This window comes from Paenibacillus sp. BAC0078 (genome assembly GCF_054483875.1).
Window position 1 is genome coordinate 194,279 of record NZ_JBTLRW010000001.1, and the last position, 14,356, is coordinate 208,634.

The 14,356-nt window shown below is 52.9% G+C and carries 13 protein-coding genes; 5 read left to right on the forward strand and 8 right to left on the reverse strand.

Translation table 11 applies throughout. The annotated features are described in order from the left end of the window. The first annotated feature begins 4 nt into the window (after positions 1 to 4). Complete coding sequence (locus ACX1DY_RS00805; protein ID WP_458962305.1) at positions 5 to 865, forward strand: AraC family transcriptional regulator; 861 nt, start codon at positions 5 to 7, stop codon at positions 863 to 865. A gap of 28 nt (positions 866 to 893) precedes the next feature. Here ACX1DY_RS00805 and ACX1DY_RS00810 read toward each other — a convergent pair whose 3' ends face one another. From ACX1DY_RS00810 to ACX1DY_RS00820, 3 genes are all read right to left on the reverse strand, one after another. Then, complete coding sequence (locus ACX1DY_RS00810; RefSeq protein WP_458962306.1) at positions 894 to 2,291, reverse strand: HAMP domain-containing sensor histidine kinase; 1,398 nt, start codon at positions 2,289 to 2,291, stop codon at positions 894 to 896. Further along, positions 2,288 to 2,959, reverse strand: a complete 672-nt coding sequence (locus ACX1DY_RS00815) for a response regulator transcription factor (RefSeq protein WP_458962307.1) — start codon at positions 2,957 to 2,959, stop codon at positions 2,288 to 2,290. The genes ACX1DY_RS00810 and ACX1DY_RS00815 overlap by 4 nt, the downstream gene beginning before the upstream one ends. A 94-nt stretch (positions 2,960 to 3,053) precedes the next feature. Further along, complete coding sequence (locus tag ACX1DY_RS00820; RefSeq protein ID WP_458962308.1) at positions 3,054 to 3,593, reverse strand: GrpB family protein; 540 nt, start codon at positions 3,591 to 3,593, stop codon at positions 3,054 to 3,056. 173 nt (positions 3,594 to 3,766) lie between these two features. On the opposite strand from ACX1DY_RS00820, the gene ACX1DY_RS00825 reads away from it, so the two are divergent. The 3 genes from ACX1DY_RS00825 to ACX1DY_RS00835 all read left to right on the forward strand — a co-directional run bounded on the left by ACX1DY_RS00825 (position 3,767) and on the right by ACX1DY_RS00835 (position 5,307). Next, a complete protein-coding gene (locus ACX1DY_RS00825; RefSeq protein WP_458962309.1) occupies positions 3,767 to 3,937 on the forward strand; it encodes a hypothetical protein in 171 nt (56 codons plus the stop codon). A 164-nt stretch (positions 3,938 to 4,101) separates the two neighbouring features. After that, entirely contained in the window at positions 4,102 to 4,890 is a 789-nt protein-coding gene (locus ACX1DY_RS00830; RefSeq protein WP_458962310.1) for a GNAT family N-acetyltransferase, read from the forward strand. A 63-nt stretch (positions 4,891 to 4,953) separates the two neighbouring features. Beyond that, positions 4,954 to 5,307 (forward strand): DUF4190 domain-containing protein, encoded by a 354-nt coding sequence (locus ACX1DY_RS00835; RefSeq protein WP_458962311.1) that lies wholly within the window; start codon positions 4,954 to 4,956, stop codon positions 5,305 to 5,307. Between the two features lie 143 nt (positions 5,308 to 5,450). On the opposite strand, the gene ACX1DY_RS00840 is transcribed toward ACX1DY_RS00835, so the two are convergent. From ACX1DY_RS00840 to ACX1DY_RS00860, 5 genes are all read right to left on the reverse strand, one after another. Next, positions 5,451 to 7,649, reverse strand: coding sequence for a DEAD/DEAH box helicase (locus tag ACX1DY_RS00840; RefSeq protein WP_458962312.1), 2,199 nt, complete (start codon positions 7,647 to 7,649; stop codon positions 5,451 to 5,453). Beyond that, positions 7,646 to 8,965, reverse strand: a complete 1,320-nt coding sequence (locus ACX1DY_RS00845; protein ID WP_458962313.1) for an ATP-binding protein — start codon at positions 8,963 to 8,965, stop codon at positions 7,646 to 7,648. The genes ACX1DY_RS00840 and ACX1DY_RS00845 overlap by 4 nt, the downstream gene beginning before the upstream one ends. 7 nt (positions 8,966 to 8,972) lie before the next feature. Next, positions 8,973 to 10,595: a TerB N-terminal domain-containing protein gene (locus ACX1DY_RS00850; RefSeq protein WP_458962314.1), complete on the reverse strand. Its 1,623-nt coding sequence runs from the start codon at positions 10,593 to 10,595 to the stop codon at positions 8,973 to 8,975. A gap of 297 nt (positions 10,596 to 10,892) precedes the next feature. Further along, the gene (locus ACX1DY_RS00855) at positions 10,893 to 12,107 is read right to left on the reverse strand and encodes an MFS transporter (RefSeq protein WP_458962315.1); all 1,215 of its coding nucleotides are present in this window, start codon (positions 12,105 to 12,107) and stop codon (positions 10,893 to 10,895) included. A 21-nt stretch (positions 12,108 to 12,128) separates the two neighbouring features. After that, positions 12,129 to 12,896 carry a DUF1836 domain-containing protein gene (locus tag ACX1DY_RS00860; RefSeq protein ID WP_458962316.1) on the reverse strand — a complete coding sequence of 256 codons (768 nt, stop codon included), beginning with the start codon at positions 12,894 to 12,896 and terminating at the stop codon, positions 12,129 to 12,131. Positions 12,897 to 13,011: 115 nt separating this feature from the next. Between ACX1DY_RS00860 and ACX1DY_RS00865 the strand changes: the two genes are divergently transcribed. Then, positions 13,012 to 14,313 (forward strand): hemolysin family protein, encoded by a 1,302-nt coding sequence (locus ACX1DY_RS00865; RefSeq protein WP_458962317.1) that lies wholly within the window; start codon positions 13,012 to 13,014, stop codon positions 14,311 to 14,313. Positions 14,314 to 14,356: the final 43 nt, after the last annotated feature.

Sequence of the window (14,356 nt, forward strand, 5' to 3'; positions counted from 1 at the left end):
GTCCATGATTCCTGAGCACTATCAATTTACTGCCGGCTTCAACCTGCTCCCGGAAGAGCAGGACTTTGCCGTCCTGTTCAGCGGGGAAGGCCTTCCTTATCCCGGCCATAAAATTGGACCGTCCGTACATGATTATTATCTGATCCATACCGTTCTGGATGGAGAAGGCTGCTTTCAGAGCAGCACCGTCTCTCACCAGTGCCGCAGCGGAGACACCTTTATAATCTTCCCCGGCTCACTGTTCAGCTATCAGGCGGATCAGCACAACCCTTGGCATTATGCCTGGGTAGCGCTGCAAGGTACAGCGGTATCCACGCTGCTCGCCGGCATCGGCATTACGAAGGATCAGCCGCTGCTGCATTCGGAGAATACCGTCAGCCTTCACAGCTTGTACGAACGCATCCGGCTGTGCTTCCAGCAGTCCGCTTACCCACAGCTTGAAAGCCTGGAGGCTTCCGGCTGGGCAAGGCTGCTGCTGCATCATTTTGGGCAGGACAATCTTGACCTGCTGCCTGCAAGACCAGCAGAAATGCCGGAGATAATCGACCGGCAGATTGATCAGGCCATCCGCTGGATCTCGCTGCAGTTCCATCAGCAAATCAGCATTGATCATATGGCGTCCACGCTCGGCTACCACCGGGCGCATTTGTCCAAGGCTTTCAAGCAGAAGACCGGCCTATCCCCGAAGCAATACCTGCTCAAGACCCGGATGGACAAAGCCAAGGGGCTGCTAAGCGGCACGCTAACGATTGACCAGGTGGCTTCATCGGTGGGCTTCAACGATGCGCTGTATTTCTCCAGGCAGTTCCGCAAATTCTGCGGCATGTCGCCCAGTGAATACCGGACGCTTCTGCGGCAGGAATAGGAATGGACCATACCGGAAACGGCTACATTTAGTTTATCGGGAAAGAAAGGTTTAAGGTGGTGCCGAGGCCTGGTGTGCTGAAGACCGTGATCTCACCGCCGTATCTTTTGACCAGCCGTTCGGCAATTGCAAGTCCCAGGCCGCTTCCTCCCTGTTCACGGCTCCTTGATTTATCGACACGGTAAAAGCGCTGGAATACAAATGGCAAATCCTCCTGAGGTATCCCGATTCCCCGGTCCTCCACACTGATCTGAACCTTGTTCGAATGCAGGGCTCCGCTTACCGTAATGGCCCGCACGGTCCCCGAATACTTCACGGCATTATCCAGCAGAATGAGCAATATCTGTTCCAGGTGATTTGGTACAATTTTGATGATCACACCGGCAAGCGCATCGAGGTTCTGGGTAAACTGGAAATCGGCATGCAGCAGGGAGAAATTCCGCAGGGTGTACTGGACGGTATCCATCACGAGACAAGGAAAATCACGCTTCTCTTTAGTCTCTTCTTCAGCCCGCGTAAGCTCCAGCAGCTCGTTGACGATTCCTTTTAACCGGCCCAGCTCCTGAACCGACACATTCAGCGACTCCTCCAGAATCTGCGGATCATGCTTGCCCCAGCGGTTAAGCAGCGAAATATGCCCTTCGATGATGGATATCGGCGTCCGCAGTTCATGGGAGGCGTCCTCAACGAATTGCTTCTGGTTATAGAAGGAGCTCTCCAACTGGTCCATCAGATCATTGAATACTTTTGCGAGCTGTGCCAGCTCATCGTTGCTGCCCGAGATGCTTACCCGTTCCTGAAGCCCTTTTTGCTTAATGCTGATCATGGTGTCGCTTAAGGATTGAATCGGCCGCAGGAGCTGCCGGGACAGAAAAACCCCGCCCAATCCGCTAAGCACAATAGCCCCGATCCAACCGGCGAGCATAACAGCCAGCAGCACGTCGCTTAGCTTGTCAGAGTTCTCCAGGTTATTCACAATTTCAATCGTGCCGGTGAACTGTGACATATGCAGCGGACTTCTGATCAACAGCAGATGCTCCTCCTCATGCCATACACTCTCCATTGTAGCCCTGCCGGAAACCTGCGGCTTAACCCAAGTCGGCGGCAGTTGATCGGAAACGGTCAATACCGGATCGCCCTGAGAATCCAGAATGCGAACCATTTGGTGGCTCACATTGATGCTTTCTATAAAAGCGCGGCTGCTCGCGATCCAGTTGTCCTTTCCATCCTCTGTTTTGAGATATCCTTGAATCTCCCCCATATTCTTGGTGATGGAGGTTTCCTCCTGATGGAACATCCAGCGGTTAATTACAAAATACTGCACACCGTTGTACCCTAAAAAAAGCAAACAGAGCAGTACAGAGGCCCAGATGGCCAGCTTCCACCGGATAGAGAGCTTCGAGAACAGCAAGGAGATTCTGCTCATTTACGAATCACGTATCCCAGGCCGCGCAAGGTCTGCACGATGCTGGGTTGGCCCAGTGAATCAATTTTGCCTCTTAAATAGCTGATGTACACATCGACGACCTTCATATCCACATCCGATTCATAGCCCCATACCGACTCCAGCAGCATCTCGCGTGTCATCACCCGCCCCATGTTCTGCATCAGCACGAGGAGAATATCAAATTCACGTTTCGTGAGTTCAACAGGCACCCCATCCTTGGTTAAGGTCCGGCCGAGAGCATCCAGCTTAATATCCTGGCACACCAGCAGTTGGGCGTCATTCAAGGAACCTGATCTTCGGAAAAGGGATCTCATCCGGGCCAGCAATTCCTCTATCGCAAAAGGTTTAGCGAGGTAATCGTCGGCACCGCTGTCCAGCCCGCTAATAGTGTCGGATAAACCGTCTCTTGCTGTAATCATAATGACCGGTGTCATCTTCACCTTGCGTATGCGCCGGCACACCTCGATGCCGTTTAGCCCCGGCAGCATAACGTCCAGCAAAATCATATCCCAGGCTTCTTCCTCCGCCAGCTTCAGACCGGTAAGCCCATCATAAGCCTGTGTCACCGAATAAGACTCATGCTGCAGCTCAAGCTCTATGAACCGGGCCAGATTCTTCTCATCTTCGATTAACAATATTCTATTCATAAGTGATCCTCTCCGAACGATTCTAGTGCAAGTGCAGCTTCATTCACATCACTACAAGTACAATTAAGTGTACCTCCCGTTCCTTAAAGGATCATTAATTATGCGGATGGCCGCCCCACTTCCCGGACTTTTCCAAAATGGAATGGACAACCTCAGTCTTCCCGTTACAGTAGCTGTCAATGTCATAGCGGAATTGCTCGGCCAGCCGTTTCTTCACTTCCTCATACTCCAAACGCGCCTCTGGATGAGACCGCAGATAGTCACGGAAGGCGATATGCTCCAAATAACCCTTGCCGTCCTTGGGACACACGTACAGATGGTATTTCATGAATTGGTCCTCCTGCTCCCGCTTGAACGCCTCCCTGCCCTCAATGCCGAGATTGCCTTGATGCACATATCCGTATTGCCGCAGCCTTTCCACAATGTCCGGAAAAACATCATAACTCTCCATCACAAGATCAATATCAATAATGGGTTTGGCTGATAATCCTTCCACAGAGGTACTGCCCACATGCTCAGCAGCAATGATAAGATCCCCCACGATTTCAAGCATCCATGCTTTAAGTCTGCCGAATTCCGTTTTCCATGCGGGATCGTAGGCAACAACTTGGGCAACCTTGGTTTTTTCCGCCATGACTGTCACCTGCTTTGCATTATTTTGTACATATAGTATAGCAACATCTGTCAACGGATAATAACTGGTGTCGAAAGCGCTCCAAGCAAGGTGAACGTGCGGAACTGTATCGGATTCTGGGATAAAATGCAAACCAGGGTCTCATACTATGTCCAGAGATGGAGGTGAATGAAATGCCTAAGAATAGTGCCGATCCCAAGAAGGACCGCTCCAATAATCGTGCCGATAAGAAAAACAGTCAGCGGAATCAGGCTCATTTTACAGAAGAACCGCTAATGGCGTCGAATCAAAAATCTGCCAATTATGTGCCAAGCTTAAATGGAGTTACCAAAAATGAAACTTAATTGACCAAGCGGGCTGCACGAACGTCACACCATGACGGGAAGGCAGCTTTTTCAACTTTTCTGAAGGCAGGTAAATAAAGGTGAGGTCATAAACGGAATTTTATAGTAAAATTGAAGAAATACAGGTGATGGGCTACTCACTCAGGATAGGAGGTGAACAATATTTGGGGCATCAAGAAGTGATTATGGAGCATCTGCGGAAGCATCCGCTGAAAAATGTCACCCTGCTAAAAATGATGGCCTCTTATCATCAGGTGATCGACAGCTATTTAGTTGAGCAGCGCGAACATTGGGGAATTCTTCTTCTGCTGCCTGCCGGAGCATTTGCTTATGACCGCAGAGCATATCCTGATGCTGATATGATTGTGCTCATGGACTATAGCAGCCCGGATGTTTTTCCTGCTCTATTTGAGCTGCTGCCCAAGGATGCCAGACTGGTCTTCAAGCTTCAGGAGGAACAATGCCTCCGCGCACTGGCCGAGCATTACCCGCTGCATAAGGTTCGCAGCTTCTATTCCTTCACATCTGCACCGGGACAGAGCTACGCCAAGGATGAGAGCGCTGTTCTGAGTGAACAGCTTGACGAGCGGCTGCTCCCGCTGTGGGCGGCGAATGATTATACGAGAGAGGAGGTCGCACATTATTTTGAGGAGGGCGCTTTTTCCATATCTCTTTTCGAAGATGATGCTCCGCTGAGCACCTGTCTGGTTTTCCGCAACGAAGATCAGATATGGGAGATTGGCGCCGTACATACGGCAGAGGCCGGGAGAAGAAAGGGATTGGCACGTCGTGTGGTCTGCACAGCATTATTTCATATCCTGCAAAGGGGCCACATTCCAAGATATCAGGTCCTGGACAGCAATATCCCCTCCATTCGTCTGGCCGAGTCCATCGGACTTTTGCTTGCTGTAACGCTTGAGCACTGGATTAACTACATAGAGCAGCCGATATAATAAAAAGAGCACCAACTCACAAAACTAAGCGTAAGCTAATAAAACTTTTAAAGGAGCTACTACATGAGTTATCAACCACCGCCATTTGGAAATCAGGAGTATTATCCGCCAGCCCCGCCGCCGCCAGCCCGGACGAACGGCAAATCTGTTGCCTCTATGGTGCTCGGTATTCTAGCCGTTGTAACACCATATGTCGGCCTCTTATTCGGGATCGTTGCCATCATTCTCTCAGCAATTTCCCTAAAAGAGATCCGTACCCGCTATGAGCAAGGTAAAGGCATGGCGATTGCCGGACTGGTCTGCGGAATTATTGGCACGATCCTTTATGCCATTCTAATTGCTATAATCGTTCTCGCTGTGATTTTCATTAATGATGGAAGCAGTATAAACACTTGGAATAGCTTCAACAACATCTAGCCTGCTGAGCAGTAATACTGTTTGCATCTTTACCAAAAAGGAAGCTGACACCGGTTTTTGAAATCGGCATCAGCTTCCTTTTTTTTCGGGCGGCATGTTTCCTGGGCCTCATTAGCTTGTTAATGTACTGGTACAATCAGTATTTATTCGTTCTTCCGCCACTCCCTTAACACGCCAAGCAGGCCCGGAACATCCAGTCCGTCGAGTGAAAAGGCTTTGCGCAACAGGTCGTGCGGGATAAATTCATCATATTTGCCCAGATAAGGCGCTTCATCCGGTCCCAGCAGAGCTATGGGGTCTGACACGGCTGTTGCTTCGGCCATAATCTCCTCTTCCAGTGTCTCGGAATCTGTCTTTCCGGCCACCACCATATAATAAGGCTCCATCGGAGTCACAGAACGGAGGCCAAGCCGGTCTTTCAGATTGTTTTTGAGCAGACGCTCCAGCGTACGGAACTGCCGGCTACCCGCCCAAGGCAGAATGAACATGGAGTCGCCGCCTGCCGGAAGGACGGAATGTGTCAGCAGCCCGCTCTCCTTCGCCAGACGGCGGGCCCGCTCCAGCCTCGCAGCCGCACTTGGTGCCAAATAAGGGTACAGTGTGGTTGCTCCCAGCACCTCGCGGATTTTGGTCATGATTCGTGTGTGCACATCCCCGCCTCCGCCAACCCACAAGGTATCCACCTTGCCGCGCGAGCCCTTGACGTACACCGCCTTGTGGCGGTTGTCCACCTCTTCCACCTTCCACAGCTTGCCAGCCAGCGTGAAGCAGTAGCCCGGCGGCGGCACCGTAGTAATCGAACCGATCTCCTCCGTGCCATTGTAGACCACATGCTCCTCATCGTCTTTAAACACCGCATAGAAGCGGAAGTTATTGACGATCTTCTCCCCGGCCATGCCGATCAGCAGGCCCCCTTCATCCATAGCCTCAATATGCCCCATGCCAAGCATATATTCCATGAAGGCATCATAATCCGCAGGGTCGATGCTCTGAAAGGATGGCAGGCTCAATACTGCCGCCTTTAGGTCCTCCGGTTCGGCTTCCCCCATGCTCTTCAGAATACTCATCGTCTGATGGTACAGCAGGCCCACAGGCAGTTGTCTTACTACCAGCGGCTCCACCCATTTCTCGCGCACGTACAGCTCGATAACCGCGATTGCCCGCAGCAGCGTCCAGGGCATCCGCGCCGGAAGCTGCGCTTCCTCGTCCTCCTCCTCCGGTGTGACGAAGATCATCTCAGAGGCCGCGTCGCCCCGTCGGCCGGAGCGTCCCAGCCGCTGGACGAAGCTGGCGCAGCTATATGGCGCGCCTACCTGCAGCACCCGCTCCAGCTCGCCGAGGTCAATCCCCAGCTCCAGCGTCAGCGTCGCTGCAGCCACCGCCGGACCGGAGCCTTGCCGAAGCGCGGCTTCCGTCTCTTCACGCAGCATCGCGGAGATGCTCCCGTGATGCACGTAGAACACATCGCGCTCCCCGCGCTTGGCAGCAAGCCGCCGCATCTCCAGAATCGCCTCCTCTGCATCCGAGCGGCTGTTGGTGAAGATAAGCGCCTTCTTCAGGTGCGTGTGGTCATAAATAAAGCCCTGGTAAGCTTGCTTTGCCCGCTCCAGATGCTCAGCCTGCTGCTCGTCCCGCGCATCCGGAAATGAAAAATGCTCCACGCTCAGGCGCAGCTTCCGCCCGCCCTGCGGCGCGGAGACCTCTACGCTCTCGCGGGTTCCGGCGGCGAGCCACTCCGTCACGGAGGCGTAATCGCTCAGCGTAGCAGAGAGTCCGATCCGCCGGGGATGACAGCCGGCCATACGCGAGATCCGCGCAAGCTGGCTCAGGACCTGGATGCCGCGGTCAGCACCCATGAAGGCATGCACCTCGTCGATAATGATAAACCGCAGATCATGGAACAGCGCCGGAATCGCGTTCGGACGGTTCATCAGCAGCCCTTCCAGCGATTCCGGGGTGATCTGCAGCACGCCCGAAGGATTCTGCATTAGCTTACTCTTGTCAGCCTGCGGCACATCGCCGTGCCAATGCCAGACGGGGATATGGCCTTCGCGCAGCAGATCATTCAGCCGCGTGAATTGATCATTGATCAACGCCTTGAGCGGCGCGATGTAGAGAATACCGACCGAAGCGGACGGCTGTTCATACAGCTCGGTAAGCGCCGGGAAAAAGGCGGCCTCCGTCTTGCCTGAAGCCGTACCTGATGCGATCAGCAGATGATGCGGGGTATCGAACAGCACCCGGCAAGCATCCACCTGGGCCTCCCGCAAAGTCTCCCAGCGGTTCTTATAGATGAACTCTTTAATAAATGGAGCCAGCCTGTAGAACGGATTACTGCTCATAGGTCAAACTCCGCAAGGAAGCCGTCCAGTTCGTTTGTCTCTGTCTCGGCTGGCTTCGGGGTACGCTCGCCTACGAGCTTCTCGAACGAAAGCTCCGGATGCTGGTGCAGGGTATGCAGCAGGTCCATGAAATCGCGAACCACCTCGCGTGCGGTAAGCAGCTCATCCGCGCCAAGCCTGCCTACAGCTTCCTCCATGAAATGCACCAGCTGTTCCTGCGTCAGCCTGGCTTCATAGCCGTAATGCAGGGCATGAATATCCCGCAGCTTTTGCAGCAGCACCAGAATCTCCTCATGGGAGAGCATGTCCAGGGCAATAATCGGCCCGGTGAAATTGTTCAGTCCAGTCCCGCCGTAACGTCCCGCAACCAGACGTGAACGCAACGCTTCATAGCTGAACAATCCACGGCGGCCATCTTCCACGAACTGCGGCGTTCCCCCGATGAAGATGCCCAGCCGCTCCGCTTTGCCCTGCATCGTATCATTGAACATGGTTAGCAGCTTCTCGTAATTGCTCTGGCGGGAGATACTGTTGGTGATCTTGTAGAGATTCACGCCTTCGTCAATGAACAGCAGCAGCCCTTTATAGCCAATTGCGCCGGTGAATTCAGCCCATAGCTTCATATAATCATACCAGTTGTCATCATCAATGATGACCCCCACGTCCAGCGCCTTCCGCGCCTCGGTACGGGTAGCGAATTCACCGCGCAGCCAGCGCAGGGAATCCTGCTTCAGATCATCATCCGCAAGCTTATGCCCATTCCAGTAGGCTGCCAGCACCTTGGCAAAATCAAACCCATGCACCAAACCCCGCATCTCCGAAGCTACCATGTAGATCCTCTGCTCGACCTCTTCGCCGAGCTGCGGGGAATCCGGTCCATAGCCCTTCTCCTGCATAACAGCCTGCTGAAGCGTAACAATCCACTTCTGCAGCATAATCTCCAGCGCTCCGCCATCCGGGCGTGTACGCGTTGACAGGTGGCTCATCAGCTCACGGTAGGTGGCCAGCCCCTGGCCTTTGGTACCCACCAGCCGCCGCTCCGGCGACAGGTCGGCATCGGCAACGACAAAATCCCGGTCCATCGCATAGTTGCGGATGATCTGCAGCAAAAAGCTTTTGCCGCTGCCGAATCTGCCGGTAATCAGCTTGAAGGCGGCTCCGCCTTCGGCGATATTGTCCATATCCCGAAGGATTGCCTCCACCTCCGGACGGCGGCCGACAGCGATATGCTCCAGCCCGATACGCGGCACTACTCCCGCAGTCAGTGAGTTCACGAGCGCTGTCGTTATCCGTTTCGGTATTTTCAGTTCATTCATTTATCCTTCACCCCATTAAGTAATGCAGCATTGGCACATACTCCTCGTTCAGCTCTTCGCCGTCGATCAGCAGATCTCCGAGCAGGTCCATGGCAATTTCATTGATCTCATCAAACAGCAGTTCCGGCATGGTACCTCCGGCAGCAGCCAGATTATGTACTGCAGAGGAACCTTCTCCTGCGGCGAGAGCAAGCACTACAGCACGTTGCAAGGAAGTCAGCGAGGACGCCAGTTGCTCCCATGGCGAAGCGTCGCTGTCGCCGGGGCTATGTAAATGCTCATCTGCAGCAGGGACAGCAAGCTCCAGCGTCCCAACAGGCGCATCCCCATCGTCTTCCCCACTTGCAGCGCCTGAGGCTACAAGGGTTTCTTCCGCCGGCGAACCTGCGCTATCCCAGGTTTCAACGGTTTCCTTTTCGTACCTATCTTCCAGCCCTGTGATCTCCTCTACCGTGAGCAACGTACGCACGATTTCAGAGTCGCTTTGCAGCCGCTCCAGCTTTTTCTGGTCAATAACTACGGCTGGACCTTTCTCCTCCTGCTCCGCTTTGCGGAATTCGCGCTTCAGAAACCGTGTGACCAAATCCTCCATATCCGCATCGACCCGAACGTCCTTGAGTCTGCCCCGGAAGCCCAGCAGCTCACGCAGCTTATTCTCAGTCAGCCGGAACAGGCGTGTGATCAGACTGCGCAGCGGGGGAGATTTGCTGATCCGCACCACAGGCACAAGCACTGAATACCCATATAATGAAATATCATAGACGGCGCTGCGGAACAGGTAACGCTCCCTGGACACCGCCGGCCCCGGCGGGAACATCCCGATCAGATTCGAGCCGTGCTTCCGCGCCACATAGGCGTCAATCAGAGCAACCACCTGGGGGATATAACGCTCCGCAGCCGTTTTGCCGTCACCGGTATAGAACTTGGATTTACTGATATCATAGTCCGACATTACCGTCAGCACTTCGAACGTCAACTGCTCCGGAGCCGCCGACAGACAGCGCATTAATTCCAGTTCGGCCAGATCACCGGCGAGACCACGCGTACGGGCAACAATTCCCGAGAGCGGAACCTCCAGATGATGCACAAACGAAAAATCCGCAATCCAGCCGCCAAGATATTGATCCAGACGTTTATACTGATCCCGGTACGCCTCCCATAACAGATTAAGCTGTCTGTAGCCATCCTCAGGCTCGTTCCAGCCCACACCATTAATTAGCTCATAAACATGCAAAAAGATGTACGAAAGATCAGTCTTCAGGTACCTGCCCTGCCTAACCTCGTCCCGCCAAAAGAAATACCACCGGCTCTGCGCCCCCGTCATATGTCCATAGGTCGGCCAATAGCTTTTAAATGGAACAAACAACGCCGCAGCTTCCTTGCGGTCCACCAGCTCCCGCGCGCGCATAACAAACTCACTCTCCGTCGTAGTCACTGGCTCCTGCGTTTCTTCCATATCCCATAGCTGTAGCTGTACCGTAGTTTCCTCGGGCGTTTTCTTCTTTTCTCTGGCAGCCAGAGATTTGGGTATTGCTGCATCTGCGGAATTCCGGGGCGGAATCGGCAGATTCTGCTCTGTGCTCTCCCACACCAGCTCCGTAAAGTGCAGCCCTTCCCCGTTTCTCTTCATAGCTCTCCCCCCATTCGCACGCCAGCAGACTTATTTTCAAGCTGCCGGCCATTCCGGCCTTATGAAAAAACGGTCCTGTTCACAGTTGTGAAGGAACCGTCTTGTTCAAATATAAGAAAGTATAAGTTTCACCCTATACTTTATCCTTATATTTCTCGCTGAAACGAATACCGTCCTTTTAAGGACGGCGTGGCCGTTTCTACTTGGTCTCGCATTACGTTGTCCAGTCTACAATTCACTACTAATATTAGCATTCTTCCCAGATGAACATCAAGTAGATGCCGTTTCCTCCAAGGCTTAGGTAAGCTCCGTACCCTTCGTCTCTTTACCAAGGAAGAGCACCGCAAGCGCACCGATAATAATCGTCACAAAAAACAGCATAAAAATCGACCCGATGCCGATGGACTTGCCTACCAGTACACCTACCAGCGAAGGTGCGATAATCCCGCCAATCCGTCCGAAGGAGGCCGCCATGCCCGTTCCCGTCGAGCGGATAGCTGTGGGGTACAGCTCCGGTGTATAGGCGTACATTCCACCCCAGGCTCCGAGATTGAAGAACGACAGGCAGATGCCGGCAGCCATCAGCATACCCTCGGTGGTGGCATTTCCGAACCAGGCCGCGCTGACCGCTGTGAGCAGCAGATAAATGACAAGCACGAACTTACGGCCGAACTTCTCGATGAAATAAGCGGCTGTAAAATAGCCCGGAAGCTGGGCCAGCGTCATAATCAGCACATACTCAAAGCTTCTGACCAGACTGAAGCCTTTGAGGACCATAACCGTAGGCAGCCATAGAAACATACCGTAATAGGAAAAGACCACCGTGAACCACAAAATCCACAGCATTATCGTCGAACGGCGGTGTTCCGCTGACCAGACCGAAGCAATACGGCTGCGCAAAGGAACCGTTGTCTTCTTTTTAACCTCCGTAAATCTTGGGGAATCATCAATGGCCCGCCGCAAATACAACGCGTAAAGGGCGGGAACGGCACCGATGGCAAAAGCGATTCTCCAGCCGTAATCCGGAATGACGAAATAAGCGATCAAGGCCGAGGCGATCCAGCCTGCCGCCCAGAAGCTTTCGAGCAGCACTACAGCCCGTCCACGTTCCTTCGCAGGCACACTCTCGGATACCAGTGTCGAAGCAACCGGCAGCTCTCCGCCGAGCCCGAAGCCGGCCACAAAACGCAGCACACACAGCACGGCATACCCTGCGGCAAAAGCCGACAATCCGCTCGCTATGGAGAAAATCAGCAGCGTCCACAGGAGCACCGATTTACGGCCGAAGCGGTCCGCGAGAATGCCTGCTGCCGCAGCGCCTACGGCCATGCCCACAGAATTAATGCTCGTTAAATATCCTATTCTTTCCGGTCCCAGCCCCCACTCCTTCGCAAGCGCCGCCACCACAAAAGAAATCATTCCCACGTCCATCGCGTCAAACATCCAGCTAAGCCCTGCGCTAAACAGCAGCTTTCTTTGCTTCGGATGCTGCAGCAGCGACAACTTACTCATCTTCAAGCACCTCTTTCTGGTTCAAAAATCAAGGAATAACGCCGCATTACAGTATTGCCGGGCCAGCGCCTGAAAATAACTGGTTTGCACGGAGATCGCAGCAATCATCAGCATATTCCGCACTGTATCCCGCTGTGATCTCGTCAGATGGTTCAGCCGCTTCATCATATTTTCCAGCGACACCTTCAGCACCCGCTCCGCCTTCGTGGAATATTCCTGCTGGGCGCTGCGGTCAGCGAGACCCTGGACCTGCAGCACGGGAGAGCTTTTGATCTCCTCGAACAGCTCCGCGTAGCCGTAATACAGCTGAGCCGGTTCAACCAGATCATCATCATCCCGTTCCGGTGCAAGGAACAGCAGCCTGAAAAGCTGGCGGATGCTTTCGAAATCAAGCGCCGCCTTCAGATCATCAATCATAAAGAGCAGCGCCGCCTGATTGACTGAATACTTCTTGCCCTCCCTGGGCGAACCCAGATATTCCTTGAAATCGCGTTTGACCCAGTTCTGCATGGCCGTAACCGACAGTGTAGAGTACTCAATCAAGTGGCCGAGTGTGGCAATTTCCCCGAGCGATAGACCTTTAACCCTGCCGCCGTTAATGATTTTTTGCAGGAGCGGAGGAATCTCTGTCGACAAAAAAGCAGGCAAGGTGGTGCCCTTCTGTACCTCTTCACGATGAAATTTCGACCAGGCTTCTTGTAAAATATGCAGCGGTCTCCGCTCCGAAACTCCGTTTAAGGACAACAGCAATTCGGACATCTCAATCCGGCTCAGTGTGATAGCTTCCATATATGGCACCCCTTCGCCATTTGATTTTCTATAGAAAAGTTCGTACAATGAGTTCATGTGAACTCATAATATGAGTATAACCTATTTTAACAACGAAAGGGATGGTAAAGATTTTATGGGTATAGGACTTAGTTTGACGCTTGTGGCAATTTTGATTGTTTTAACCGCTTTTTTTGTAGCGACGGAATTTGCATTGGTACGGCTGAGAGGCAGCCAGGTTAGCCAAATGGTGCTTGACGGGAAGAAGAACGCTTTAGCTGTACAAAAAGTGTCCGCCAACCTAGACGGTTACTTGTCTGCATGCCAGCTTGGGATCACTATTACTGCTCTCGGTATCGGGGCTTTGGCAGAGCCTGCATTTGAGCGGCTGCTGCTTCCGGTATTCGATCTGGTGAACATCAGCCACAGTGTCAGTGAGCCTATTGCTTTTGCATTGGCATTTATTATTGCCACATTCCTGCATGTTGTTGTCGGTGAACTTGCCCCGAAGACAGCCGCTATAAATATTCCGGAGAAAATCGGTCAAATTACCTCACCGCTGATTATTTGGTTCTACAGAATTCTGTACCCGCTGATCTGGATCATGAACGGTTCCGCCAATCTGCTGGTCCGCATGTTCGGAATGAAGCCGGCCAGTGAGCATGGAGATGCGCATAGCGAAGATGAGATTCGCCTGATCCTGTCGGAAAGCTATGAAAGCGGCAAAATCAACAAAGCCGAATACGGCTATGTGAACCGGATTTTTAACTTCGATGAAATGCTGGCCAAAGAAATTATGGTGCCGCGGACAGACATGATATGCTTATACACTAACCATTCTCTGAAGGAGAATTTCGAGATCATCCGCAAAGAGCAGTATACCCGCTTCCCTGTTGCAGATGGGAGCAAGGACAACATCATCGGGATGATCAATACCAAGCAGCTCTACCTGAAATATGACAACAACCCGGATTTCGATTTCAAAAGCTTGATCCTGCCGCTTCTGACGGTATCCGAAGTGACCCCGGTTAAGACCCTGCTGACCCGTATGCAGATGGAGCGTGTGCATATCGCGCTGCTGCTGGATGAATACGGCGGGACCTCCGGTCTGATCACCATCGAAGATATTCTCGAAGAAATTGTCGGTGAAATCCGCGATGAATTTGACGGCGATGAACGCCGGGACGTGGAGAAGCTCAGTGACTCACATTATCTATTTGACGGCAAGGTCTCCGTCCTGGAGGTTAAGCAGCTGACAGGTCTTGATCTTGATGATGACGAGGTCACCACTATTGGAGGATGGCTGTACAGCCATCTGGAGGAACCCGCAGTCGGCAAAAGTGTGATTCATGAGCATGTGACACTCACTGTCCGTGAGATGAACCGTCACCGCATCCGCAAGGTTGAGATGAAGATTGGTCAACCCAGCACTGTATAGGTATAATGGCATCCTAGCGATCTTATATATAGCGAAAGGCGCT

Bases quoted from the DNA above. Each gene is read 5' to 3' on its own strand.
- ACX1DY_RS00805 (WP_458962305.1), top strand. From the start codon at position 5: ATGATTCCTGAGCACTATCAATTTACTGCCGGCTTCAACCTGCTCCCG.
- ACX1DY_RS00810 (WP_458962306.1), bottom strand. From the start codon at position 2,291: ATGAGCAGAATCTCCTTGCTGTTCTCGAAGCTCTCTATCCGGTGGAAG.
- ACX1DY_RS00815 (WP_458962307.1), bottom strand. From the start codon at position 2,959: ATGAATAGAATATTGTTAATCGAAGATGAGAAGAATCTGGCCCGGTTC.
- ACX1DY_RS00820 (WP_458962308.1), bottom strand. From the start codon at position 3,593: ATGGCGGAAAAAACCAAGGTTGCCCAAGTTGTTGCCTACGATCCCGCA.
- ACX1DY_RS00825 (WP_458962309.1), top strand. From the start codon at position 3,767: ATGCCTAAGAATAGTGCCGATCCCAAGAAGGACCGCTCCAATAATCGT.
- ACX1DY_RS00835 (WP_458962311.1), top strand. From the start codon at position 4,954: ATGAGTTATCAACCACCGCCATTTGGAAATCAGGAGTATTATCCGCCA.
- ACX1DY_RS00840 (WP_458962312.1), bottom strand. From the start codon at position 7,649: ATGAGCAGTAATCCGTTCTACAGGCTGGCTCCATTTATTAAAGAGTTC.
- ACX1DY_RS00845 (WP_458962313.1), bottom strand. From the start codon at position 8,965: ATGAATGAACTGAAAATACCGAAACGGATAACGACAGCGCTCGTGAAC.
- ACX1DY_RS00850 (WP_458962314.1), bottom strand. From the start codon at position 10,595: ATGAAGAGAAACGGGGAAGGGCTGCACTTTACGGAGCTGGTGTGGGAG.
- ACX1DY_RS00855 (WP_458962315.1), bottom strand. From the start codon at position 12,107: ATGAGTAAGTTGTCGCTGCTGCAGCATCCGAAGCAAAGAAAGCTGCTG.
- ACX1DY_RS00860 (WP_458962316.1), bottom strand. From the start codon at position 12,896: ATGGAAGCTATCACACTGAGCCGGATTGAGATGTCCGAATTGCTGTTG.
- ACX1DY_RS00865 (WP_458962317.1), top strand. From the start codon at position 13,012: ATGGGTATAGGACTTAGTTTGACGCTTGTGGCAATTTTGATTGTTTTA.